Genomic DNA, 25,183 nt, shown 5'->3' on the forward strand with positions numbered 1-25,183 from the left:
ATAAAAGACTATACATCTTACTCTTCCACCAGATAAGCGGTCAACGTCTTCCATTGTATCTTCTGGTAGAACAGCCAGCCGGCTCCGGCAATTACGGTATTGACGGCGCCCCGGTTGCCTGATTCCGCGTCTTCGTTGTTAACACGCTCATTTTTACCGATCTGGCAGGCCGTGATCGTGAGTCCTTCCCGTTCTACGTGGAAGGTACTGGTTGACGTATCCGAAAAAAAGTGTTCGGTTTCGGCGGCTTTATCGTTCGGATCGGCGCAGGGCCGGGCCGTAAAACCGGCGCGGGTTTCTTCGTCGATGATGTGAATCACTTTCACCCAGTTTTCCGGCGCTGGTCCGGGCAAATCGACTTTGATGTAGTCGCCAACGACCGGACTGCCGGTTGTTTTCCGGTTTCCGGCCTGGTCATACAGGTGAAAATCCGCCGTCAGACTGGAGAGATCAGACCAGCGGTCGACCGCAAACAGTTTTTCTTTGGCCCGGTCAAAGGCGCGTTGGGCCGTCGGCTCGTCGGCGTGGGTTTTGTCGCTGCAATAGGTTTTGTCGACTGTTTCTTCGCCTTTCAACAGGTCAACTCCGTGTCGAATCGTATCGATGATGCTGGTGAGTTTCATAGAATTTGGAGGAAAACAGGTTCAACACTGATGTATCAAAAACCCATTCCAGTTGGTGGCCGGAATGGGTTTTAGAAGCTTGAAATTCAAAAAGCCGCCGGGCTAGTTGTTGGTATCTTTTCCGGTATTGCCAAACGTCCGCCCGTTGCTACGGTCTTTCTTGGGTTTCGGATACGACTTATCCCGGCTTTTGCCGGATACGGCACCGTCGGCCGTCGACGGAGCGCGGGAAGTGCGCGCTTCCTGCCCGCCCGTACGGCCAAATTTATTGGATAACCGGTTGCTGTCCGGGCGCGAGCCGGTTACGTTGCGGCTGGTTCCGGTCCGCGATTTTCCGGCATCGGACCCCGGATCTTTAGAACTGCCATTTCGGCTCGGAGCGGCATTGCCAGCCTGGCCTTCCGAACTACTCGTTTGTGCCTGCGTTGGCAGCGATGTGGCCAGAATGGCCACCAGCATGGCTGCCGACATAAGTATCTTTTTCATGCGTTTTTCTGTTGAGTAAACTCGTTTCGTTACTTTTTTTCGTCTTCGTCGTAGTGGTAAGGGGTTCCCGAAGTAACCTCGCCACCACTCGTCCAGAGACCACCACCCCGCTCGCCGTCATTTTTGGTATTTTCACCACTGGGGCCATCGTCCGGTACATTCCGTTTTTGCGTGGGATCGGTATCCTCGATATGCCCTTTGGGAGCTTCTGCGATGGTGTCACGAACTTTCTGCGTTGGTCCTTTCGTTTTCATCCGTTGCGTCGATTAGTTGGCGTATTGCGTTTCCTGGCCGGGTTAGTTTCTGATCCCGCTCGCCTTTGTATTCCGTCCGGAATGTTGCCCAAAAAACCGTTCCGATGCCGGGCTTTCCGATCCAATTCGGGCGGAATTATTCTTGATTAACTCCATTCCGGCGGTATTGTTAAGGAAAACCGGCCTCTGGCCAACCGATTTCTATTCACTGGACTCCCGCGTGTGCGGCCGAATGAGGATTCGGTCCGACGGCTTTAGCGGGTTGAGAATCCTCATTCGCTTTGCCGGAGCAATCGGTTCGGCTTACGGCTGATTGGCCAGGGTTTTCTTCTGCTGGTAAATAAATTCATGGAGACTGCGGGACTTTTCGCGGGTTTCGCGGGCTTTCTCCGAAAACTCTTCGGCGGCTTTGTGGTTACCGGCCTGCGCAAACTGCTCGGCCGACTGATCGAGCAAAAGAATGGTTTCTTCCAACCCACGAACACTTTTCCACAACGCTTCTTCAACGTTTTGGGTCACTTCCGCCAGCAAGGCAGCCGCCGTATACGCATGGCCGGTATGACACCGGTACCGAATCAGTTTTCCTTCTTTAATACTCACCAGGACACCACTGCATTCGGGACAGGCCAGCGGACTGAGTTGACCCATTTTCAGGATTCCCATATCGAAGGCGTTTTCTTCAGCCGCAATGGTAATTTCGGCCGCCATCCGTTTTTCTTCGTCCACCGAAAGTTGGGGTTTGCCAGCAATCTCCTCGGTGGTCAACCGGTTCAGCAGGTCGACCATATCAGCAATCGGAACGATGTAATCGACATCGACGTACTCCAGCACGCTGTCGGGCATACTGGGATACAGGGCCTCTTCGGGTTGTTGAATGATGGTTACTCCACCCAGCCGTTTGACGGACCACATGCCCGATGTCCCATCGTTCAGCATTCCGGTCAAAATAATACCGATCACCCGGGGACCGTACGTATACGCGGCCGACCGGAACAAGGCATCGATGGAAGGCCGAAACCGGTTTTCTTTAGGCCCCTGTTTCACAACCAGCTGATTATCCTCAATCAGAATATGGTGGTCGGGGGGAGCCACGTAAATCTGACCGGCCTGAATAATTTCACCATCCTTGGGATGAGTCGCTTTTATCGAGCCGGAATGAGTCAGAATCTGGGGCAATAAACTCGGAGAATGCGGAGATACATGTTGCACAATAAATACGGAAGCCGTAAAATTTAGCGGAAGGGTCGCCACCAACTGTTTTAAAGCCGTTACGCCCCCCGCCGAGGCCCCGATCACCACGATATCGCGTTTCGCCATAATTGTCAATTCCAGGAACTTTGGATAATTAGATAGATAGATAGATAATTTTTACAACCGGCTTTTGTTTAAATTTGATATAATTACTTTTCAAGTCCGCTAAATACATATACATTCATATTCATCAAAAATCCAGCTTTCTTCGTCAATCGATCCCGGTAACGTTGGGTTTGACCTATTTTATGAGTAAAAAACCGCCTGTTGAACCTCTATCTACCGACGTGATTGTCCCGGTTGTGGCCATCGGGGCTTCCGCCGGGGGACTGGAAGCCGTATCTCAACTTTTTGAAAATCTATCGTCTACCACGGGATTTGCCTTCGTATACATTCAACACCTCGACCCGAATTTCGAAAGCCAGATTGCCACCATCATCGGCCGGGTGACGGCCATGCCGGTGCGGGAGGCTGAACACGAAATGCGAATCGAGCGCGATTACGTCTACATTATTCCTCCCAATAAAGACATTGAAGTGGTCGATGGCGTACTGACGCTTTCGCCCCGACGCCCGCAGCCCCACATTCAGATGCCGATCGATCAGTTCTTTACTTCGCTGGCCAGTCGCCAGCGGGAAGGCGCCATCGGTATTCTGCTGTCGGGCGCAGCATCCGACGGCACGCTGGGACTGAAGGCCATAAAAGCCGCCGGTGGCATCACCATTGTGCAGGATGAAACCGCTCAGTTTCAGAGTATGCCAAAAACGGCCATTCACGAGGGGGTGGTCGATTTTGTGCTTCCGCCGAAAGGGATTGCCAAAGAACTGGAGCGGCTGAGTCATCAAACTTTTCTTTTCCGGCTAACGGCGCTGGCGGAAGGGCCGAATGATGTTCAGACGCCGGACGAGGACCTGAAAGCCGTTATTCAATTTCTGAAGAAATCGACCGGCGTTGATTTTACCCACTACAAGGTGTCCACCATTCGCCGGCGCATCATCCGGCGGATGCTGCTGTATAAACTCGAACACCTGCAGGACTATATCCAGTATCTGAAACAGCATACCTCCGAAGTCGATGCACTCTACAGCGACTTGCTGATCAACGTAACGCACTTTTTCCGGGACGAGGAGACGATGGATTATCTCAAGAAAATCCTGCTGCCTCAGATCATCAAGACGAAGACGGCCCGCGAACCGCTGCGGATCTGGATACCGGCCTGCTCGACCGGCCAGGAAGCCTACTCGATTGCCATGCTGATTCTGGAAGTGCTCGACGACCGGACGCCGGGCATGCCGGTTCATATTTTTGCTACCGACCTGAGCGAAACCGCCATTGCCAAGGCCCGGCACGGCAGCTACTCCCGGAGCGAGGTGATGGATATTTCACCCCAGCGACTGCAACGGTTTTTTACGAAAGTTGACGATCAATACCGCATCAGCCGAACCATTCGTGACCTGTGCGTATTTGCCCCGCACAATATTTTTAAAGATCCGCCCTTCTCCCGGCTCGACCTGATCAGTTGCCGAAATCTGCTGATTTATCTGGACAATGTACTTCAGAAAAAAGCCATCGCCACGTTTCACTACGCGTTGAATCCGACCGGTTATTTGCTTTTGGGAAAATCCGAAACGATTGGTTCCTCGGTATCGTTTTTTGCTCAGCTCGAAAAAAACTACAAGATCTATGTCCGCAAAAACGACGTTGCCAGTCGGCCTTCTTTTGAAATGAACCCCCGGTTGCCAGCCACTGAGCTTATGGAAGAACCCAACCGAATACCGCCCGCTCCCAAATCCGGGGCAACCGCCCCGAATCTGGATAGCCTGGTAGACAGCCTGTTATTGAGCCAGTATGTTCCGGCCAGCGTCGTGGTCAATCAGGATCTCGATATCCTTCAGTTTCGCGGGTCAACGGGTCTTTTTCTTGAACCGTTGCCGGGAAAAGCCAGTCTGAACCTGCTCAAAATGGCCCGCCCGTCGCTGCTCTTCGAATTGCGCAATACCGTTCATAAAGCGCATAAATCGGGCGAATCGGTGCGGAAAACCGGTTTGGAAATCAAACTGAAAAACAAAACCCATCAGGTGGCTATTGAAGCGGTTCCGCTCAAAACCGACACGGAAGAACGGCTTTTCCTGATCATTTTTGAAGAAATCATAGCCTCTTCGGTTCCCGAAGCCGGGTTGGCGGGTGTTCGCAACCGGCGGATCAAGCAACTGGAAGATGAACTGGCTACGCTGCGGGAAGATCTGCACTCGATCATCGAGGAGCAGGAAGCCAACAACGAGGAACTGCAATCGGCCAACGAAGAAATTATCAGCAGCAACGAGGAACTGCAAAGCATCAACGAAGAACTGGAAACCAGCAAGGAAGAGATCGAGTCATCGAATGAAGAGCTTCAGACCATCAACCAGGAACTCCAGCAACGCAACGACCAGTTGACCGAAGCCTATGAGTTTGCCGAGGACATCTTCGCCACCATCCGGGAGGCCACCGTCGTTCTCAACCGCGACCTGAAAGTGATGAGTGCCAACCGGGCCTTCTATTCCATTTTTCGGGTGCAGGAAGACGACACCGAAGGGCGAATGTTCTACGAACTGGGCAACCGGCAGTGGGACATTCCGAAGCTGCGGAAGATGCTCGACGAAGTTCTGGAGCAGGACGCCAAATTTGTGGGCTTCGAGGTGTCCCATAGTTTCCCGGAAATCGGGGAAAAAGTGATGTATCTCAACGCCCGCAAGGTAATCCGGCAACACAGCCAGGAAGCCATACTGCTGGCCATCGATGACATTACCGAACACCGGCAGGTGCAGCGCATGCTGGCCGAACAGGAAGCCTGGTTTCATACGATTGTGGACAGTGCGCCGGCCCTGATCTGGGTGGCCGGCACCGACGGGCGCTACAATTACCTGAATACCGCCTGGTTAGGCTATACCGGCCGGCCGCTGCAGGCCGAACTGGGGCACGGCTGGCCGGAAGGAATTCACCCCGACGACCGGCAAAATTACCTGGCCCGGTTTCACGTCAGTTTTGAGAAACGGCAGCCGTTTTCTTCCGAATACCGCCTGCGTCGACACGATGGCGAATACCGGTGGATGCTCGAGCACGCCAGTCCTATTTTCAAATCTGACGGCTCGTTCAACGGCTATTTAGGGACCTGTTCCGATGTGCATCTTCAGAAGACACTCAACCGGGAGCTGGATCTACGGGTGCAGGAACGTACCAGGGAATTACACACCAATGAAACCTTGCTCCGGCAACGCGAAGAACAGCTGCGCACGCTGGTCGAAAACACGCCCGACAACATTACCCGCTGGGACACGGATTTAAGGCTTCTTTTTGCCAATTCGGCTTTCGAAACCATCACGGGCGCTCCCTTTGAATCCTCGGTTGGCAAAACGTTACAGGAAATGGGGATTGCCGACGAAATTGCCGTTCCCTACATGGAAAAACTGAAACGGGTGTTTGAAAGCAAACAGCCGGTTAACCATTATTATTCGTTTCCGACCGAAACGGGTGAGGTTTCTTTTTATACCAATATCGTTCCGGAACCAGACTCTGACGGAATCGTCACCAGCGTACTGGCCATTTCCCGTAACATCACCGAACTCGTTCAGGTGCAGCGGACCATCAAGGAAACGGCCGATAGCTTACAGGCGGTTTTGAACAGCTCGCCCGCTTCGATTGCTTATTTCAAATCGGTTCCCGGCGTCGATTCTATTGCTGATTTTCAATTAATTATCTGCAATCAGAAGTTTGCCAATCTGAACTCAAAATCCATTAGCCAGATGCAGGGCGAACTGGCCAGCCACCTGTTTCCTACCCAGTGGCAGGAGGGCATGTTCGATCAGTTTAAACAGGTGGTTGAAACGGGCCAGTCCATTTACCTGGAACAATACGACCAAAGTCACGGCATCGACCGCTGGTGGGGCACGTCGATTATCAAATACGATGGGGGTCTGGTCATGACCGGGTTAGACATCACGTCGCTGAAACATTCGGAAAGCCAGCAGAACCAACTGTTGCAGGAACTGAACCGCTCGAACGATAGTATTCAGGCACTGGCCAGCCTCCGCCAGCACGTAAAAGACCGGGGCGAATTTCTGAGAAGGGCCTCCCACGATTTACGGGGCAGTTTCGGGGTGATTCAGGGAGCGGCTTCGCTGCTCGACCTGATGGACACGGAGGAAGAACGCAGCCAGATGCTGGAGATGATGCAGCGGAATTTGCAACAGATGACGGTGATGCTGACGGAACTGCTGGACTTTGCCCGGCTGGAAGCCGGTCAGGAACAGGTGCAGAACATCGCGTTCGACGTAGCCGACCTGCTGCGGGATCTCGGCGAAAGTCTGAGAACGATGGGCGACGGGCGGGGCCTGTGGATTCAGATCGATGGCCCCGCCCAGTTGCCCGTGGAAGGTGACCCGGTTATTGTTCGCCGGATTGCCCAGAATCTGCTGATCAATGCCCTGAAATATACCGAAACCGGGGGCGTCACCGTACACTGGGGGCGCGATGACAAAACCCGGTCCTGGTGGCTGACGATCCAGGATACGGGGCCGGGCCTACAACCCAATCTGGTCAGGCTGCTGATGGACTATCCGGTTGGAAACGAGGAATCCTATGGAACGTCCGAATCGCTTTCCCGCCAGAATTCCGGCGAAGGAATCGGGTTGTCCATCGTCAAACGGCTGTGCGAGCTGGTAAACGCTAAACTGACGGTGGAAATCCCGCCGGATAACGGTACCATTTTCAGGATCCGTTTTCCCGTATCGGAATCGCATCCAGGCTGACAGGCCCGCCCGACTTATTTTTATGAATAGGCCGATTTAGTCTGATAATCGATAACTTATTAGATTTTTTCGGGTTACTACTTTGTGAAGTTGTCGTGTAGCAGAAACGTAAATTGAATACCGGTATGAGCTTAGTAAAATCAAAAACAAACACGAATCGGCTCCGGAACGCCCGCATTCTCATCGTTGAAGATAATTCTGACCACTTGGTATTGATAACGAAAGCCATTCAACAGAGCTTTACGGGGGTTGAATCGGTCATGGTCACGGATGAACACGCGGCTATTAACTACCTCCGGGAGTGTGTCCAGACGGGCGTACGGCTTCCTCAGTTAATTCTGCTGGATTTATACCTGCCCGAGCGTCAGAATGGCTGGAATCTCTTGAAGATGATCAAAAGCCATACGCCGGAAATAAGCCAGATTCCCGTCGTGATTTTCAGTAACTCGGATCATCACGAAGACATCACCGAGTCCTACGACCTGGGCGTTACGTCATACGTTGTGAAGCCAATCAATTACGATGAATGGGTTGATTACTTTCAAACGCTGAAAGATTACTGGTGGGAAACGGTTTCCCTGCCCGACAGCCGTTCGACGTATTAACATCCCGCTTCCGGCGATCAGGCCACGGCCGCGCGGATGCCCGCCGACACCACCTGCGGGGGCGAAGCCATCGACAGCCAGTACCGAAATATTTTTTCCAGAACCTGGATAAATCGGGTCAGGTCGGTTGGGTGAATGATAACGGAGTTGGCTCCGGACGCATAGCCCTGCTGGGCCAGATCGTGGCTGGCTGCCGATGTCAGCAAAATAGTCGGAATAAACCGGAATCGGGGGCTGCTTTTGATCAACTGCAGCGTGACCATACTGGTGGTTTGGCCACCATCCAGAACAATCATGGCCGGCATTTCCGCATCGTCGACGCCCAACAACGCTTTTTGTAATCCGGTGCTGGTTTCAAACAGGAGCAGGCGCCACTGCGGCCAGTTTTCCGCCATATACTGCTGCAATAAACCACCTTTAATCTCATCGGCCATCACAACCCAAATGGTTCGGACAACCGGGTTCCGGCTCGCTTTTCCGCCCGATTCAACCAGGGGCGGAGTTAGCGCCGACAGTCCGGAATCTTTATCGGCCTGGAACGAAGCGGAAGAACTCACCAGTGCTACGGACAGCAGATCGATGATCTGGCCCCAGCGCCGACGGCTTACGGGCAGCGTTACGCCATCCTTTAAACTAATCGAACCCGCCATCTTATGCCCCGGAGGAGCTTTGAAGTCCATGATGTAATACGGATTGACCAGCGCCGTTTTATGTACCCGAAAAAAACCCGGTAATCTCTTCTCAAAAAAACAGAGCGATTTAGCCACCAATACTTTACGCCCGTCACAATAATGCAGCCACGTATAGTTGCTGAATCCTTTCAGGTATTTAATCAATGCGGGATACTGAATTGCTTTCTGAATCATATGCGTACTTTCGACAGAATGCGTCTTTGCATTCTATACCAAGTAACTTCATTAGCGGCATTTTTACACCTATTTCTTAGGCAATGGTTCCATTTCAGTGAATAAACGGGTCCGAAATGGAACGTCATCCTTCAATTTTCAGCAAATGCATCGGCAACAGGTACGGATCGAGTTCGACGTAGTTCCACTGACCTTTCCACGTATATTGGGCACCGGTAAGCAAATCGTGCACCACATAGTCCTGCCCTTCAGCAATTCCCAACTGCCAGATCGGCACCTGAACCATACCCGCCCGGCGGTTGTAGGCGTCGGTATTGATCACCATCAGCAGCCGGTTGTTGCCGGTTACTTTCAGATAAGCCATCAGCGCGTCGTCGTCGATCCGGCAGAACGTCAGGTTGTTGGTCGTTTGCAGAGCCGGGTTTTCTCTCCGCAGTCGGTTGACCAGGCCAATCAGGTAAGTAAGCCGGTTGGTACGGTTCCAGTCCCAATACCGGATCTCGTACTTTTCCGAATCGATGTATTCTTCCTTGCCCGGAAACGGCAGGTGTTCCATCAACTCGAACGACGGCCCGTAAATTCCGTAATTCGACGACAAGGTGGCCGCCAGCAAATACCGGATCAGAAACTGGGGTTCGTGACCGGACTGCAGGCTATACGGGTTGATGTCGTGGGTGGTCGGCCAGAAGTTCGGGCGGTAATAATACCGCATCTCGCTCCGGGTCAGTTCGTTCATGTATTCTTCCAGTTCGTACTTGCTGTTGCGCCAGGTGAAATAGGTGTACGACTGGGCAAAACCTCGCTTCGCCAGTTGCTGCATCACCTTCGGTTTGGTGAAGGCTTCGGCCAGAAAAATCAGGTCGGGATACTGTTTTTTTACTTCCGTAATCAGCCACTCCCAGAACTGGAACGGTTTGGTATGCGGATTATCGACCCGGATGATGCGGACGCCCCACGACGCCCAGGTCAGCATGGTTTCTTTCAGTTCAAGCCACAGGCTTTGCCAGTCGTCGGTTTCGAAATAAACCGGGTATATATCCTGGTATTTTTTGGGGGGATTTTCGGCATACTGAATAGTACCATCCGGCCGTTTTTTAAACCATTCGGGATGGTCTTTGGCCCACGGATGATCGGGCGAAACCTGAATGGCCAGATCCATAGCCACCTCCATTCCGTGATTTTTGGCAATGGCAATCAGGTGTTTAAAATCGTCGAGCGTTCCCAGTTCGGGGTGAATGGCGGTGTGGCCACCGAGTTCAGAACCAATACCGTACGGAACGCCGGGCTCATCCGGTTCGGCCACCACGTTGTTGTTTTTCCCTTTCCGGAACGCGTGACCAATGGGGTGAATCGGCGGCAGATACAGCACGTCGAAACCCATCGATTCGATGCGCGGCAGCAGCTTTTCCACATCCCGGAAGGTGCCGTGGCGACCGGGTTCGGGGGAAGCCGAACGTGGAAAAAGGCAATACCACGTGCTGAAACCGGCTTTTGGCCGATCGACATCCACCACCAGTTCGCGCTCGAAGCGGGACGGATGATTCCGTTCAGGATAGCGGTTTAGCAGTTCCGTAAACTGCGCACTTTGAGCCAGCTCGACGGCTTGATTATACTGGATTTCGTTGTATTCCTCCGCCCCTTCCCTGAACAAACCGGCCATCCATTCCAACGTCGACCGGTCGTCGCCTTCCGCCCGTTGCGCCATGCCTTCCACATAGACCGCCCCGGCTTTCAGTTCGCTCAGAATCCGCTGACCAGCCGCCACTTTGAGCGTCACTTCGTGCTGCCACGAGGCAATGTGATCGACCCAGCCTTCGATGGTATAGACGTAGGCACCCGGTTTTTCGACCGAAAAGGACGCGCCCCAGCGGTCGTTGTTGATAAACACCATCGGCACTTCGGTCCAGTCCGGATCGTCGGGGTGTTTGAAGAGCAGGCGGGCGGCCAGTTTGTCATGACCGTCCAGAAAAATATCGGCTTCAACGGCAATGACCTCGCCGGGAACCGCTTTAATGGGGAAACGCCCCCCGTCGAGTTCGGGCGAAACCCGTTCGATAACAACGCGAATGCGGCCGTCGGCCGGCAGATTCGCCAATTTATAAGCCGCAGCGGCCGTTCGGGATAATTTGGTGCGGGTGGCCATAATCAACCTCAAAAAGTGTGTGTTTAACCGACCGATATGCTCCCGCATACCGTCAGAATTTCATCCATCATCTCGTTATAGCCTTCCTTCGTAACGGGTTTGGATTTCACTAAAACCGCCCCCAGCTTCCGGCCTTCATCGATGAGTTCCCGGCCCACGTAGGTCGAATAAATGACAACTTCCATTCTGGAAAACCAAGTGGTCGATTTGATGGAGCGCAACGTTTCGATTCCGTTCATTTTAGGCATGTTCTGATCTAAAATGATGATGTTCGGGAGGGCTTCCGGCCAGGAAATTCCGCTGAGGTAATCGATCACTTCCACCCCGGTCGTAACACTGGGCAGCAGCTCGATATCGGTTCGGTCGCCTAAAAAATCAACAAAAAACTGTCGGTCGTCTCCGTCATCCTCAGCCAGAAGAATTTTCTTTTTAGAAAGGTCAGAAGCCATTTCAAGCCGGTTTATTTTGCCTCAAAGGTAAGCTAATAATGAATGTAGACCCTATTCCTTCTCTACTATGTGCTTTAATTTGGCCGTTATGTTTGTCAATAATCCGTTTGGTAACCGCCAGACCGATGCCCGACCCTTCGTAGACATCCTTGGTGTTCAGGCGCTGAAACAGCGAAAAGATTTTGTCAACGTACTGTTCATCGAAGCCAATTCCATTATCGGTAATGGTAATCGAACAGAATTGTTCATCGGAGTGACCGTCCTGCCCGCTGAACTGGCTGCTTTTAATTTCAATGACCGGGGGCTGGCTGCTTTTGGAAAACTTCAGGGCATTGCTGATCAGGTTTTGAAAAACCTGCCGGATTTGCCCCTGGTTCACTTCCACCGTGGGTAATTTGGCAATCATCACGCGGGCTTTTTTCTCCTGAATACGCAGTTCAAAGTCTTTTAAAACCTCGGTAACCAGTTCGTTCAGGTCCGTCAACACAAAGGTATCCGAATGGGTAGAAAGCCGGGAATAGCTCAGAATATCGATAATCATGGTTCTCATCCGGTTCGATGAGTCGATGATTTTCTCCAGATACCGCACGCTGTCGGCCGGCAGATCGTCGATGTGCTTGTCTTTCAGCAGTTCAGAAAACATCTGGATTTTGCGCAAAGGCTCCTGCAAATCGTGCGAAGCCACCGAGGCAAACTGCTGCAAATCGTGGTTGCTGATTTCCAGGGCCGTATTCATTTCCTCCAGCCGTTCATTGTTGGTTTTCAGCAACTTCTGGGTCTCTTTCTGAAGGGTCAGATCAGTTATGATCACACTCATGGAAATACCGCCATCCAGTTCCAGCGTTGTGGCCGAAAGCTGGCAGGGCACCAGTCCTTTGTCGCTCAGAATGGAGAGTTCAATTTTGCGGTCGGCCGTCCAGCCCTCACTAAACAGGCTGGTAAACAGGGGTTTGCAATCGGCTGGAATGAAACTATCGAACGGCAGGGCAATGACTTTGGAAAGCGGCATGCCGACCATCGAGGCAAATTTGGAATTGCAATACAGAATCAGTCCTTCCTCATTGAGCGTCACCGCGCCCTCATTCATCGTTTCAATAAAAACGCGGTAGGTCTGATCGGCGGTTTTCAGGCTATACAGTTCGTGTCCATCCTTGCCATGCACCACCAGCGCATCCACCTGACCCGTTCGGATGGCATGAATCGTATCGGTAGCCTCCTCCAACTGAATGAGCAGGGCTTCGTTTTCCTGGACAAGCTGATCGTAGGTTTTCGCCGGCTTCATCAAAATCAATGAGATATGCCCAGGCCTTTGAGCACCTTTACGGTGTCCGACATATCGCCGATCAGCCTACGCTGGGGCAAGGGCATTTTTTTTATTAATAAAGGTAACGCAATGATCTGCTCGCTTTCGGCGAGCGTTCGTTGCTGGTACACATCGATTATTTCCAGGGAATATTTCCCCGGGATATACGTTTCACAAATGTGTTTCAGATTTTCGATAGCCCGGGTGGAATTGATCGAAGCACCGGTAACAAACAAACGCAATTCAAACAGCTCTCCGCCATCCGAATCCGTTTCCAATTGTGTTAATTGCTCGATCATTCTATTTTTTTGCCGGACGAATATTTAATCCTACCAACACTTTTTCTTCATTCGACAAATCGCCAATAATTTTCCGAATTGGCTCGGGCACTTTCTTTACCAGCGTGGGAATGGCCAGAATCTGGTCACCTTCGGCTAATTGGGGTTGAATCAGCAAATCGATCACTTCAATGACGTACTTTCCCTTCAAATGCTCTTCACAATAGCGTTTCAGATTGGCCAGCGCCGTCACGGATTTTGTCGTCTTCCCGGCTACGTATAGTCTTAACTCCCAGATTTCGTCTTTTGTTTCCATGCCATTCTACTTGCTACTGCTCATTGTGGCGGTTTTTGGTCATTTGCTCCCGGTTTTTCTCCATCACTTCCTTTCGCAATTCGTCTTCAATATAAGCTTTGTTCAAATCGTCCTGCACCGACTCGAACTCTTCTCTCAAACTGGCAATTTTCGCTTCCAGTACCAGCCGTTTTCGTTCAATTTCCCGGTCTTTCCGGGTTACTGCGTGTTCCCGCAAAGCAACTCCGGTAACATCCAGCAGTTGCTGGGCTTCCCGCGCCGATCCCGTCAGCACGCCTTCCGGACTCAGGAACACATCGACCAGATTCAGCCCCCCGTCGGTAATGACAAATTCACGCACCTGGTTGGAATGCTTCATACCCCGGGATTTCATGACGTATAAGCCCCGGTTTCGCTCGCCGTTGGACTCAATATCCCGCACCAGCAACCAGGCATCCACCAGCGACGATACGCCTTCGTCCGTCTGCTCGCTCACGATGGTGGAAAGGGCCAGCGCCGTAAACATCACCGTAATCTGTCTGGCCTGTAAAAAATCAATCAGGCGGATCAGCATCGACTTCACTTCGCTTACCGAGCCGACGGTAATCAGGTTCGTAATCGGATCGACGATAACCGCCTGAGGATCAAAATCCTGGATGATTTTATGAAGCGATACCAGGTGCATTTCAAGACCGTTCAGCGTGGGCCGGGCGGCATGAAACTTTAAAAGTCCACCGTCGATATGACTCTGTAAATCGATGCCAATCGAGTGCATGTTGCGGATAATCTGCTGCGGTGATTCCTCGAAGGCAAAGAAAATACAGCGTTCTCCCCGCTTGCAGACCGAATCGGCAAAACTGGCGGCAATGCTGGTTTTGCCCGTTCCGGCCGTACCGGAAACCAGAATGCTGCTGCCTTTGAAAAAACCTTTTCCTTCCAGCATTTTATCCAGGGCCACAATTCCGGACGAGATCCGCTCGGACGAAACGCCGTGCTCCAGCGTCAGCGAGGTAACCGGCAAAACGGAAATGCCTTCTTCGTTGATCAAAAACGGATATTCGTTGGTGCCATGCACCGACCCCCGGTATTTGACAATGCGCAACAGCCGGGTCGAAATCTGGTTGGCTACCCGATGATCGAGCAGAATGACGCAGTCGGATATATACTCTTCCAGCCCGTGCCGCGTCAAGGTGCCTTCGCCCCGTTCGGCGGTGATGATGGCCGTGACCTTTTTCTCTTTCAGCCATTCAAAAAGCCGCCGGAGTTCCGCCCGCAGAATGCTCTGATCGATCAGGCCCGAAAACAGATTTTCGATGGTATCCAACACCACCCGCTTTGCCCCGATGCTGTCGATGGCGTGTCCCAGGCGGATGAAAAGTCCATCCAGGTCATATTCGCCGGTTTCTTCAATTTCGCTCCGTTCAATGTGAACGTGGTCGACCCTGATCAGTTTGTCCGTTTGCAGCTTCCTGAGGTCGTAGCCCAGAGAGGCCACATTCAAAGCCAGTTCCTCGGCTTTTTCCTCGAAAGACATAAACACACCCGGTTCGCCAAACGAAAGCGCACCGTTCACAATAAATTCAATGGAGAACAGGGTTTTACCGCAACCCGCACTCCCACAAATCAGCGTCGGGCGATCTTTCGGTAATCCTCCTCGGGTTATTTCATCCAGACCAATAATACCGGTTCTGGTTTTGGGTAAAGCATGAAGAGGTACGGCGGGGTTTTCTAAGAATTCCAAGCTCATTTATCGTTGATTTTTCAGAAACGTATGGTAAACAAACGATGTCCAATTGCTCCGGTTTTGTACGTATTACCAACTGTATTGATTTTGCAACCGGATGGCAAGACCACAAATTATTTTTAACAACCATAACCTGAATTGATCAGCGAGTGTTTTATTTTCCGACAATTGCGCTTATTTTGTTCATCCTGCAAGTTCTAAAAATCAGAATAAAATCAAATAGGCGACCGGTTTTCAGGCGATAAAAATTAGAAATAAAACCGCACGATTTTTATCTCTTACGAACCCATTTTACCTGAATGAACGAAAAAATCAAACGTGCGAATAAAGCGGTTTCATTCGACTCACAAAATAGCCCCTCGCCCGTCGTTTTTTCACGGCTCAAATCATAAATACCGCGATGTGGCCGGGTGAAACGTCTCCCACGAATGCAGGTATTCCTGCGAAGCCGGGACCCGGGTCAATTTCTTTCCTTTCAGCAGCCCTTCCGTACAGATTCCGTGACGATTCCAGACCGATCCGGTTTCCCTGTCCCGAAACGTGTCGGTCGAATCCGCCGTAAATTGCAAAATCTGGCCGTTTACTTTCCGATTCCAGACGTGGAACGTGGCGCTGTCGGCGGCAACCATCAGCAAGAGTGGCGTACCGGCCAGGCTGTCGTTCGTAATTTTCTGTTTCTGCAACTGGCTCCAGTCGTAGGCCCGGGCCGTTTTGTTCTGAACCACACCCACAACCCACGATTTGGGTTTCCACGCTAGGCTGTCACGTCGGGTAAGGGGGCGCTGGGTTTTCCCTTTTTCGTAGGGTTCCATGTTTGCATACGCTTCTTTAAAGGTCGAATCCGGTTGAAGAACCAGCGTTTCGGGATGCAGCTCGGTCCAGGCCCGCAGCGTCATCTGTTCGGACTGAAAACCGGGTAGATACTGGCCCTTCAGCGGTCCGGCAATGGCCTCCCCGCTCACCTGCCGCCACCAGCTCCCGGTGGTTTTGTCTTCGAACAAGGCGTTGAAATGATCCATACCCACCAGCCGAAACACCTCCGGATGATTCTCAACCAGTGGCCGAAATACGCGGCCCGTGCGGCAAACCGTACAATACGTAATCATGACGGGTTCTCCGCCAACCGTATCCCGAACCTGGTGGTGATACCCGATGAACTGAATCGGATAGGCCCGCGCCTGCCCGTTCACGACCAGCCCCAACACCACTTTATCCGCCGGAATTTTACTGTTTTTCACGTCCAGCAGGACGGTTTTGGTGGGCTGGTAGAACATTTTCTCGGCCAGAAGCCGGAAGTTGAACAGGTAAAAAACCGCACCATAAACGGCCATCAACACCAGCACCACCGCTTTCCGACCGACCCGCTTCGGTTCTGTCACGAGTTTATAGGTCGGATAAGCGATCAGCAGCCAGCCCACCACCCGGATAATCCAGACATTCTGGTGAATCCAGTAGGCGAAGTCGATCGTGTCGGCTTCCTGACTGCCCGGCATCGGCATAATAAAGTAGACTTTCGCTATTTCGGTCGCCGTCAGCAGCAGTATACCGATCACGAAAAAGAACATTCTGTTCATAGTGGAGGAATTAGAATGGGATTGAATGAAGGCCGGAGCCCTGTCCTGTTTCTGATTATTGAGACGGTATTTTTTAGCATAAAACTCCAGAAGAGCGTTCTGAGACCGTTTTTAGGCCGATCCTCCGGAGCTTCCCGGTGGCTGAGTGTCTTTGTTTCTATCAACAGATCGCCCTTCCAGGGCTTGCCGATCAACACAACTAGCCTGGCAGGATTTACGGTTGGCTGATGCCTTGAATTTAAGCCTGCGCTAGCCAACCGAAAACTGTAAACCGAATACCGAAAACTTACTTTGGCATATAATGATCATCTGCCGTGTAGCCGGATTCGGCAATTCGGGTTGCCCGGAACTTGTACAATTCCGGGTTTTCGGGTGCCCAGGTCGCTAGCCCATCGACGTAGCGGTTGAACATGCAAAAGGCAGCCGCAATCAATACCGTATCGTGGATGTCTTTATCGGTCGCGCCCTGTTGGCGGGCCTCCTGGACCTGTTCCGGCGTCACCTGTTTTCCGCCCTTCTGCACACTGCCGGCAATCGCCAGCAGCGCCTTCAATTTAGCAGAAATGGCTGTTAAACCGTAATTTTCCTTGACAGCTTTGACAAATTCGCCGTTCTCATCGCCCCAGTAATAGCTGGCCACGGCACCGTGGATGGTCTGGCAAAAAAAGCAGTCGTTTTCCGACGAAACATACGTGGCAATCAACTCGCGTTCGGCCCGGCTCAGTCCCTCGTCGGTCTGAAGCAACGCGTTGGCTAATTCGTTGAGCGGCTTGGCTGTTTCGGGGCTAAACGCCATCGGCCCACGAATACCGGGCAATCCTTCGGGCAATTGAATATGAGGCATAGGGTTTGGACGATTAAAGGTGAAAACGGATCGAAACCGGATGAAATATTCCTGACCGCAGCGCGGTCAGGAATACGCTAACCTATTATGAATCATGAACTTGTATTACCTCTTATTTCTTGATTGCATCATTTAGCGATTGGGTTGGCATAACGTAACCGATGGTTCCCATGCGTTCGCCCATCGCTTCGTAAGCTTCCGGGTTGGTGGGCGTCAGCGTGGCCAGGCCATCGACGTAGCGGTTGAACAGGCAGAACGTAGCCGCAATCAATACCGTGTCGTGGATGTCGCGGTCGGTGGCACCGTGGTTGCGGGCCTCGGTCACGAGTTCGTCCGAAACCGTGCGGGCGTCCTGCTGAACGTGTTTGGCAATGGTCAGCAACGCTTTCAGTTTGTTGGAAATGGGCGCGGTCCGGTAATCCGCAATGACCTGGTCGACCAGCTCTTTTTCGGAACCAAACAGAAACCGGGCCGCTGCCGCGTGACTCCCGGCGCAGAAATTACACTCGTTCAGTGACGAAACAAAAGTGGCCATCAACTCCCGCTCGGCTTCGCTCAGCGGAGATTCGTTTCGCAACAGGGCCTGCGCCAGCGCGTACAGATGTTGGCCGGTATCGGGCCGGTACATGACCAGACTGCGAATACCGGGAATGCCTTCAGGAACTTGAATGTGTGCCATATTTTACTGATTTAGGTGTATAGTCTCCGTTGGGGGTTGGGGTAGTTTTGACGACTGCGGACCGCTCCAGATGGCGATAAAGCCGATGACGAACGTACCGGAAAAGGCAAAAATGGCCGAGCCGTAACCGCCCAAAACCGCCACCAGCGGGCCAATGAAAAAGACCGCCGTTGCGGTGACCAGGCGTCCGATGTTAAAGCAAAAACCGGTGGCCCGGCCCCGTAGCCGGGTTGGGAATAACTCGGGCAGATAGGCCGACATGGTTCCCTGGCTAATGCCGAAAAGCAACGCCAGCGTCGCAATTTCGAGGTAAACGATCGGGGAAAACGCCGTATTCGTCTTGAAAACAACAGCCGCCATGATGAAGCAAGCCGCAAAAACGAACAGCATGGTTCGCCGGTGACCCACCGCCTTGACGATAAAACCGGACAGAATTCCGCCCAACACGCCCCCACCGCCCATCAGAACCATCGATAAGCCGCGCTCCTTCTGTCCGGTGCCCGTTACCAGACTTTGTACCCACGTTGGGACCCACGAAAAAACCGCCCACAACCCGACTAGCATGGCGCCAAACGCCAGCGAACCCAGCCACAACGAACGCCGGTGTTGGGCGTTGAACAGGGCGACATCCGCCGTTGCGGGTTGCCGATGAACACGCTTCCACCCTTCCGATTCCTGAAACAAACTGGCAATCAACGCCCCCAGTACCAGCGGAATTCCGCCGATCCAGAAAGCCTGCCGCCAGTCGGGCAGGAAATAGTTGACCAGACCGGACAGCAGAATGCCGACCGGAAAAGCCACCGCCAGAATGCCCAGCGCGACGGGCCGGTTGCGCTCCGGCCAGATTTCAGCAACGACGACGGTGGTCAGAACCAATACCCCGCCAATGCCGAATCCGGCGGCAAACCGCAGGACGACGACGGTCATCCAGTTGGGAGCAAAAGCCGTCAGCAACGTACAGCCGCCATACAGCACCACCGCCCCAACCAGCGACCGGACGCGCCCCAGCCGGTCGCCGAAATAGCCAAAACTCATCCCGCCGAGCATCCAGCCGTACAGAAACGTGGCCCCGACGTAGGCGCTCACCTGATCGAGTTCGGCCTTATTGGCCTGACCCAGCAGGTCGCGGACCACCACCGGCAGGTAGGTCGACATCAGCGTCGAAACCGTTCCGCTGAAGCTATACACCAGCATACAAAGGGCAAAAACCTGGCTTCGATAGGCCGCTGTCGGCGGGGTTGTGGGGAGTTGAATCGTTTCCATATTACCGCATGCCCTGGTCGAAAGTGAGGGAAATAAAATATAACCCGCCCACGGCCGGCGAACCGTAAGCCTGCACGATGTATCGGTTGGTCAGGTTGCTGGCCCCAACTTTCAAGGCGGTTTTCAACGACGGAATCCGGTAGGTTACCTGCGCATCGAGCAGGTGATAGGCCTGAATCCGGCCCGGACGAAGGTCGTTGAACGAGCCTACCCAGTCGAACGAATCCTGCCAGTGCCAGGCCACGTTGAAGCCGACATTTTTGGCGACGTTGCGGTTTCCGACGGTCACATTCGTTTTGTATTTCGGCGTATTAAATGCCGGAATGTTGTTTGGATTGGCCCCTTTCAGGTTAAAAGCCGACCAGGTTCCGTTGCCGCCAATGGTGTAGCCTCCCGGCGCGTAATAGGTCAAACCGAGGGTTGCGCCCTGGGCCGTTACGCGGTCAGACGCGTTGGTATACAATTGAAATACCTGGTATTTTGTGTTCAGAATGTCCTGCGCGGCTGCGGGATTGATTGTTCCGTCGCTGCCCAAAACCGGGCTGTCGGGCCGGATGACGACCTGATTCAGGATGAAATTCTGGTATTCACCGAAGTAATAGTTGGCATCGACGGCCAGGCGATTGTTGATCAACCCGCGGTAGCCCACTTCGAAACTCTGTACTTTTTCGGGTTTGATGTAGGCCACATTCGATTTTTGCAACTTGTCCTTGTTGTTCAAAACCGCCTGCTGGGGTGTTTTGCCGGATTGCACATCGGCGAGAAAACCGTTGACAAAACCGCCGACGGACGGCGAGTTGAGCGAGTTTTCGTAGACGTTCATGCCCGCGCTGTTGGCTGGTGCGCCCCCCAGAATCGTGATGGGGCCAACGTTGAGCTTGATGAACTGGTCGCTTGGGGTCGGATTCCGAAAGCCGGTCTGAAATGATGCGCGGAAATTATGCGCTTCCGTGGGCGAAAAAACGACCGAAGCGCGCGGGGTAAAATACCCGGCAAAATTCTGGTTCTTGTCATACCGACCCGAAACCGTCACTTTCAGTTTGTCGGACAAAAGCCGCTGGCTGGCCTGCACGAACGTTCCAAATTCATTGTAGAGAATGCGTCCACCCTTGTCGTCGAACAGCGTTCCATTGGTAAACAGACTGAACTGCCGGAAATTACCGCCCGCCAGCACTTCGGTTTTGGCTAAGCCCGCCTTTTCCAGCGCCGACGAAAAATTGTACTGCGCATCGGCGTGGTACATCTTGGTCTGGCTCAGAATACCGGCCCCGTTCAGCCCCTGAATCTTTTTCAACCGTTCTTTTTCGCGATCAAATTCGGCCGACCCGGGCAGATACCGTCCCTGGTCGGCAAAGTTCCGGGCGGCCGTGGGGTCGGCGGTCGTTACGCCCTGCACTTTCCCCTGAAAAGCCGCCGTATAGCGCGTAAACCACATTTCGTCGGCCTGACTGGCCGGAACGACAGTGCCATTCAGATCACGCACCCACGTCCGGTTCACCTGCTGACCCAGCGAGCGGGAATTGAACGAGTCGTGCGAATCTTCCTGATTGGTATAACCGCGGACGAAGAAATTGGCACCCCGCAGTTCGATCCGGTGCTGGAGCAGGGAAAAACCGTTCACCGAAAACCGGTTGCTCCCCGTATAATTGGCCGTTCCTTTTGAATAACTGTAGGAATAAATGGCTTCCAGATTGGGCGTTAGGCGATAATGCAACGCGCCGTTCAGTTTCAGACTATATACGTTATAATCGGTCAAATACCGCTCTTCGTAGCCTGTGCGGGCCACTTTTCCAATGCCGGTAATCGTGCGGTTTACTTCGTCGCCGTATACGTTCAGTCCGTTGTAAGCCGGGTTGTTTCGGCCTAACTTTTCGGCGGAAGTGGTCGCGTCAACGTCGGTATAATCGGTGGCAAACCAGTCCAGGCCTTTCATGTAGGCGACATTGAGCTTGAAAGCCAGCTTGTTGGTAAACGCTTTTGCATATCGCAGCGCGTAATCGTGATACAGGGCGGCACCGGTATTCGGATCGTTGACGTGGTTGACGCCCACTTTGGCCTGGGCACTCAAGCCCTGAAACTGAAACGGATCTTTTGAATGCATCAGCAACGCGCCATTGAATGCGGCCGGGCCGTATAAGGCCGAAGCCGCTCCCGGCACCAGCTCGACGCTTTCGACATCCAGATCCGACAGACCGAACATATTGCCCACGGAAAAACCGAAACCGGCGGGCTGATTGTCAATTCCGTCGATCAGCTGCAAAAACCGGCTGTTGCCCGTACTGGCAAAACCGCGGGTGTTGATCTGCTTGTAGGTCAGTCCGCTGGTGACCATATCGACGCCCTTGAGGTTGTTGATGCCTTCGTAAAACGTCGCGGAGGGCGTTTCACGAATCGCCCGACTGTCCATTTTTTCGATGCTCACGGGCGCTTTCAGGATGTTTTCCTCCACCCGCGAAGCGGCCACCACCACATCCTGCAACACCTGCGTACTGACTTTCAGCGCCACGGCAACGGGCTGACCGGCATTGGTCACCGGAACGAGTTGTTTTTCGTAGCCCACCATCGTGACCACCAGCGTCCACGGTCCCCGGCGATTGGTGGTCAGATTGAATTGCCCGTCTGCATCAGCCGTGGTACCCGTCAATTGATCTTTAAGCGTTACGGTGGCTCCGGCCAGTGGCGCTCTGGTTTCAGCATCGGTGAGCGTTCCCCGCAGGCGGGTTTGCTGGGCGAATGCGGCCGTGCCAACGACCGTTAGCAAGCCCAGCAACAGGATAAATTGGAATCGTATAGAAGTCATAAAATCAGGTCAAAAAGAGTGAATAAGGTGTTTTGGGGATGGTGCCAGGCTCGATTGATGCTCCAAAAGGCGTAATTCTGTCAAAGACAGGGCTTTTCCGTCTCAAAAAATCAGGGTTTCGGCGGAACCGGAAAACCGCCTTCGGGCCGCAGATAACCGCGGGTGATGCGTTCGCCGAGTCGTTGGTAGTAGGCCGGGTCGGTTGGCGTCACGCTGGCCAGTCCATCCACATACTTGTTATAGAGGCAGAATAAAGCCGTAATCAGGACGGTGTCGTGGATTTCGCTGTCGGTAGCCCCGGCCAGTCGGGCCCGTTCGATGGCTTCCGGCGTTACGGCTTTTCCGCTCTTTTGGGTGAGGGCTGCAATCGCCAGCAACGCTTTCATTTTCTCACTGATGGGTGCGGTTTCAAAATTCTGCTTCACGGCCCAGGCGGTTTCGTTTTCTCCCAGCAGCAGGTCGGCCGCTTTGGTGTGGGCCGCCGTACAAAAGCGGGTTTCATTCCGGAAAGACACCAAAGCCGCGATCAGTTCGCGTTCGCCCGGTGACAACGTCGATTCTCCGCGCAGCAGAATCTGCGTGAGTTCCCGAATGGGCAAAGCCGTATCGAGCCGGTATTCGAGAAGGCCCGTAATTCCGGGTAAGTGTTCAGGAAGGGGAATATGAGGCATTTTAATGAGGTCAAAAGGTGATTGATACGGACCGTTTCGGTTTTTACAACTTGATTCCCAACGTTAACACCCCGGTTCGACCGTCCGACGGCCAGATCCCCGGCCCCGGATAAAACGTCGGGCGTTTGGTGAAATAGCTGGTATTCAACAAATTACTAACACTTCCCCGCACGGTGAAATGTCGCCCGATGCGCCAGGTCGTGTTTAAATCCCAGATTCCGTAGGCCGGAACGGGACCTTTTGCGCCGTTGGCCGTCGGCTTGGACGTGTTCAGCGCATCCGAAAACGTCTCGCTTACATAGCTATACTGCGCCGTCAGACTAAACGTGCGGTAGCGGGCGGTCAATCCGTTGCGACTGGTCCAGCGCGGAGCCGATTCGACCCGATTACCGTCGATGGTTTTGTTATCCGTACCGGTCGAAACGCGGGCATTCCGGTAACGGGCATCCACATACGCCGTCGAGGTGAAACCGGTCAACGCAAACTGATTGGTTCGGTAAAACTGAGCTTCAACCAGGGCTTCAACCCCCTTCGTACGGCTGTCGCCAACGTTGGTCCGGAACACATAACTCTGGCCGTCCGGGTTGGTCAGCACCAGACTTCCGAGCCGGTTTCGATACGGCATATAAAAAGCACTGACGTTGAGGTGCACCCCCTGCCAGTAGCCATCCATCCCGATTTCGGCATTATACCCCGTCGCGTCTTTCAGATTTTTGTCGACCTGTTCATACACAGAGGTCGGAATAATGTCCTTGAAAATAACCGGTCGATAGGCCTGCGACCAGCCGCCGTACAGTTTCAGTTCCGGATTAAACCGGTATTGGGCATTGATTCCGAGTAGCGCAAACCGGTGGGCAATGTCGTTCGGCAGCTTGAGCGGATCGTAATAGCTGATGGTTCCGCGGAGTTTGGTCAGCCCACTTTCCACCCGAATACCGGGCGAAACCGTCAGTTTCGGCGTCAGATGAAACTGACTTTCGGCAAAAACCGCCACGTTGCTGGTATAAAAGTGCAGATCGCGACCAAAGGGACCGGTAATCGACAGATCGAAATCTGCACCGGTCGTTCCTTTGCCCAACTGCCGCCGGTTCAGATCGTTGTTCATGATCTGAACCCCGACTACGCCCGTTGCCGACACATGGCCCAACTGATACGCATGTAAAACACGCCATTCGGAGGTATAACTGTGGAACTTGTCGATATCGACCTGCCGGTTCCGCAGTTGGCCGGTGGCCCGGATCACCGTATCCGGAATCGTCGCCAGGGCGTCGAACATCACGCTGTTGCGCGCGCCCACTACCGCCGAAGCGAGTCCCATCAGCCGGGTTCGATCGGTAATCTGCCAGTCCAGCCGCAGCGACGGCACCCAGATGTCGGGATTGAAATAATTCCGATTCCGGCTGGCCTGCTGCGGATTCTGCGTGAACATGTCTTCGGTCAGGGGTCCCGGAATGCGATAAACGTATTCCGAACGGCCCAGTTCTGCCCGCAATCGCAACCGGTTCGTGGCTTGGTATTGCAAACTGATGAGCTGAGCCTGCGAATTGGAAGTGGCGTTTTCGCGATAGCCGTCCGAGTGCCGACGGTAGTAATAGCCGTAATACGTCAGTTTGCCAACCCGCTCGCCGATGGCGTTGTAGGTACTGCGCAGCCCGTAGGAACCCACCGAATTGATGGTTTCAAACCCAAACCGGCGCGTGGTGTCGCCCGACTTGGTGACGTAATTGAGCATCCCGCCAAACTGCGCTCCGTATTGCAGGGAAGCCGTTCCGCGCACCAGTTCGACGCGCTCGATGCTTTCCATCGGTGCCGAATAGTGGCTGGCCGGATAGCCGTACATATCGGAATTGGTCAGAACGCCGTTCTGGCGGATGTTGTATTCCCACGAACGGTGCGGGTCCAGACCGCGCGTGGCGACGTTCATCTGGTTGCCGGTTCCGTCCATGTCGTAAACGAACAACCCCGGAATCCGGGCGAACACCTGCCGGGCGGTTTTCTCGGCAATGTTGGCGTCGACGTCCGACAAACGAACCACCTCACTCCGCTTGCCCCCCAGCAGGAACGTTTCCTGCACATCGGGCAGCGACTGCGTCAGGCCTTCCCGAATACCGGTCACCTGCACTTCGTTCAACGTGTGGGTACGGACGGAATCATCCGTTGTTTTCCGGGATTGCGCCTGCGCAAATCCGAAAAACAACAGACTCATGACCAATCCCATGCCTCCGCGCAGAACACGACATGCGTTCTCATGATAGCGCATAGCTAGCT

At 53.3% G+C, this 25,183-nt stretch carries 20 protein-coding genes; 2 read left to right on the plus strand and 18 right to left on the minus strand.

The window, feature by feature from the left end:
* Positions 1–17: 17 nt before the first annotated feature.
* The 4 genes from EHT87_RS15925 to EHT87_RS15940 all read right to left on the minus strand — a co-directional run bounded on the left by EHT87_RS15925 (position 18) and on the right by EHT87_RS15940 (position 2,680).
* Positions 18–623 (minus strand): hypothetical protein, encoded by a 606-nt coding sequence (locus tag EHT87_RS15925; protein WP_124907645.1) that lies wholly within the window; start codon positions 621–623, stop codon positions 18–20.
* 102 nt (positions 624–725) lie between these two features.
* Positions 726–1,109, minus strand: coding sequence for a hypothetical protein (locus EHT87_RS15930; protein ID WP_124907646.1), 384 nt, complete (start codon positions 1,107–1,109; stop codon positions 726–728).
* A 29-nt stretch (positions 1,110–1,138) separates the two neighbouring features.
* Positions 1,139–1,363 (minus strand): hypothetical protein, encoded by a 225-nt coding sequence (locus EHT87_RS15935; RefSeq protein WP_124907647.1) that lies wholly within the window; start codon positions 1,361–1,363, stop codon positions 1,139–1,141.
* Between the two features lie 303 nt (positions 1,364–1,666).
* A complete protein-coding gene (locus tag EHT87_RS15940; protein ID WP_124907648.1) occupies positions 1,667–2,680 on the minus strand; it encodes a chemotaxis protein CheB in 1,014 nt (337 codons plus the stop codon).
* A 182-nt stretch (positions 2,681–2,862) separates the two neighbouring features.
* On the opposite strand from EHT87_RS15940, the gene EHT87_RS15945 reads away from it, so the two are divergent.
* On the plus strand, positions 2,863–7,401 hold the full coding sequence (locus EHT87_RS15945; RefSeq protein ID WP_124907649.1) for a chemotaxis protein CheB: 4,539 nt from the start codon (positions 2,863–2,865) through the stop codon (positions 7,399–7,401).
* 125 nt (positions 7,402–7,526) lie between these two features.
* Positions 7,527–8,006, plus strand: coding sequence for a response regulator (locus tag EHT87_RS15950; RefSeq protein ID WP_124907650.1), 480 nt, complete (start codon positions 7,527–7,529; stop codon positions 8,004–8,006).
* Positions 8,007–8,023: 17 nt separating this feature from the next.
* Here EHT87_RS15950 and EHT87_RS15955 read toward each other — a convergent pair whose 3' ends face one another.
* The 14 genes from EHT87_RS15955 to EHT87_RS16020 all read right to left on the minus strand — a co-directional run bounded on the left by EHT87_RS15955 (position 8,024) and on the right by EHT87_RS16020 (position 25,175).
* On the minus strand, positions 8,024–8,872 hold the full coding sequence (locus EHT87_RS15955; RefSeq protein ID WP_124907651.1) for a LytTR family transcriptional regulator DNA-binding domain-containing protein: 849 nt from the start codon (positions 8,870–8,872) through the stop codon (positions 8,024–8,026).
* A 124-nt stretch (positions 8,873–8,996) separates the two neighbouring features.
* A complete protein-coding gene (locus EHT87_RS15960; protein ID WP_124907652.1) occupies positions 8,997–11,015 on the minus strand; it encodes an alpha-1,4-glucan--maltose-1-phosphate maltosyltransferase in 2,019 nt (672 codons plus the stop codon).
* Positions 11,016–11,038: 23 nt separating this feature from the next.
* Positions 11,039–11,464 (minus strand): response regulator, encoded by a 426-nt coding sequence (locus EHT87_RS15965; protein WP_124907653.1) that lies wholly within the window; start codon positions 11,462–11,464, stop codon positions 11,039–11,041.
* 1 nt (position 11,465) lies between these two features.
* Entirely contained in the window at positions 11,466–12,746 is a 1,281-nt protein-coding gene (locus EHT87_RS15970; RefSeq protein ID WP_124907654.1) for a sensor histidine kinase, read from the minus strand.
* A 5-nt stretch (positions 12,747–12,751) separates the two neighbouring features.
* Positions 12,752–13,066 (minus strand): circadian clock KaiB family protein, encoded by a 315-nt coding sequence (locus tag EHT87_RS15975; protein ID WP_124907655.1) that lies wholly within the window; start codon positions 13,064–13,066, stop codon positions 12,752–12,754.
* A 1-nt stretch (position 13,067) separates the two neighbouring features.
* Entirely contained in the window at positions 13,068–13,361 is a 294-nt protein-coding gene (locus EHT87_RS15980) for a circadian clock KaiB family protein (protein WP_124907656.1), read from the minus strand.
* A 13-nt stretch (positions 13,362–13,374) separates the two neighbouring features.
* Positions 13,375–15,087 carry a circadian clock protein KaiC gene (gene kaiC, locus EHT87_RS15985; RefSeq protein ID WP_124907657.1) on the minus strand — a complete coding sequence of 571 codons (1,713 nt, stop codon included), beginning with the start codon at positions 15,085–15,087 and terminating at the stop codon, positions 13,375–13,377.
* 383 nt (positions 15,088–15,470) lie between these two features.
* Positions 15,471–16,658 (minus strand): DUF3179 domain-containing (seleno)protein, encoded by a 1,188-nt coding sequence (locus tag EHT87_RS15990; protein ID WP_124907658.1) that lies wholly within the window; start codon positions 16,656–16,658, stop codon positions 15,471–15,473.
* A 286-nt stretch (positions 16,659–16,944) separates the two neighbouring features.
* Positions 16,945–17,502 carry a carboxymuconolactone decarboxylase family protein gene (locus EHT87_RS15995; protein WP_124907659.1) on the minus strand — a complete coding sequence of 186 codons (558 nt, stop codon included), beginning with the start codon at positions 17,500–17,502 and terminating at the stop codon, positions 16,945–16,947.
* A gap of 112 nt (positions 17,503–17,614) precedes the next feature.
* A complete protein-coding gene (locus tag EHT87_RS16000; RefSeq protein ID WP_124907660.1) occupies positions 17,615–18,181 on the minus strand; it encodes a carboxymuconolactone decarboxylase family protein in 567 nt (188 codons plus the stop codon).
* Positions 18,182–18,184: 3 nt separating this feature from the next.
* Positions 18,185–19,444, minus strand: a complete 1,260-nt coding sequence (locus EHT87_RS16005; protein WP_124907661.1) for an MFS transporter — start codon at positions 19,442–19,444, stop codon at positions 18,185–18,187.
* Between the two features lies 1 nt (position 19,445).
* Positions 19,446–22,244, minus strand: a complete 2,799-nt coding sequence (locus EHT87_RS16010; protein WP_124907662.1) for a TonB-dependent receptor — start codon at positions 22,242–22,244, stop codon at positions 19,446–19,448.
* A 110-nt stretch (positions 22,245–22,354) separates the two neighbouring features.
* Positions 22,355–22,915, minus strand: coding sequence for a carboxymuconolactone decarboxylase family protein (locus tag EHT87_RS16015; protein ID WP_124907663.1), 561 nt, complete (start codon positions 22,913–22,915; stop codon positions 22,355–22,357).
* A gap of 43 nt (positions 22,916–22,958) precedes the next feature.
* Complete coding sequence (locus tag EHT87_RS16020) at positions 22,959–25,175, minus strand: TonB-dependent receptor family protein (RefSeq protein WP_124907664.1); 2,217 nt, start codon at positions 25,173–25,175, stop codon at positions 22,959–22,961.
* Positions 25,176–25,183 lie beyond the last annotated feature (8 nt).

It is taken from the genome of Larkinella knui, assembly GCF_003858645.1.
Lineage (GTDB): Bacteria > Bacteroidota > Bacteroidia > Cytophagales > Spirosomataceae > Larkinella > Larkinella knui.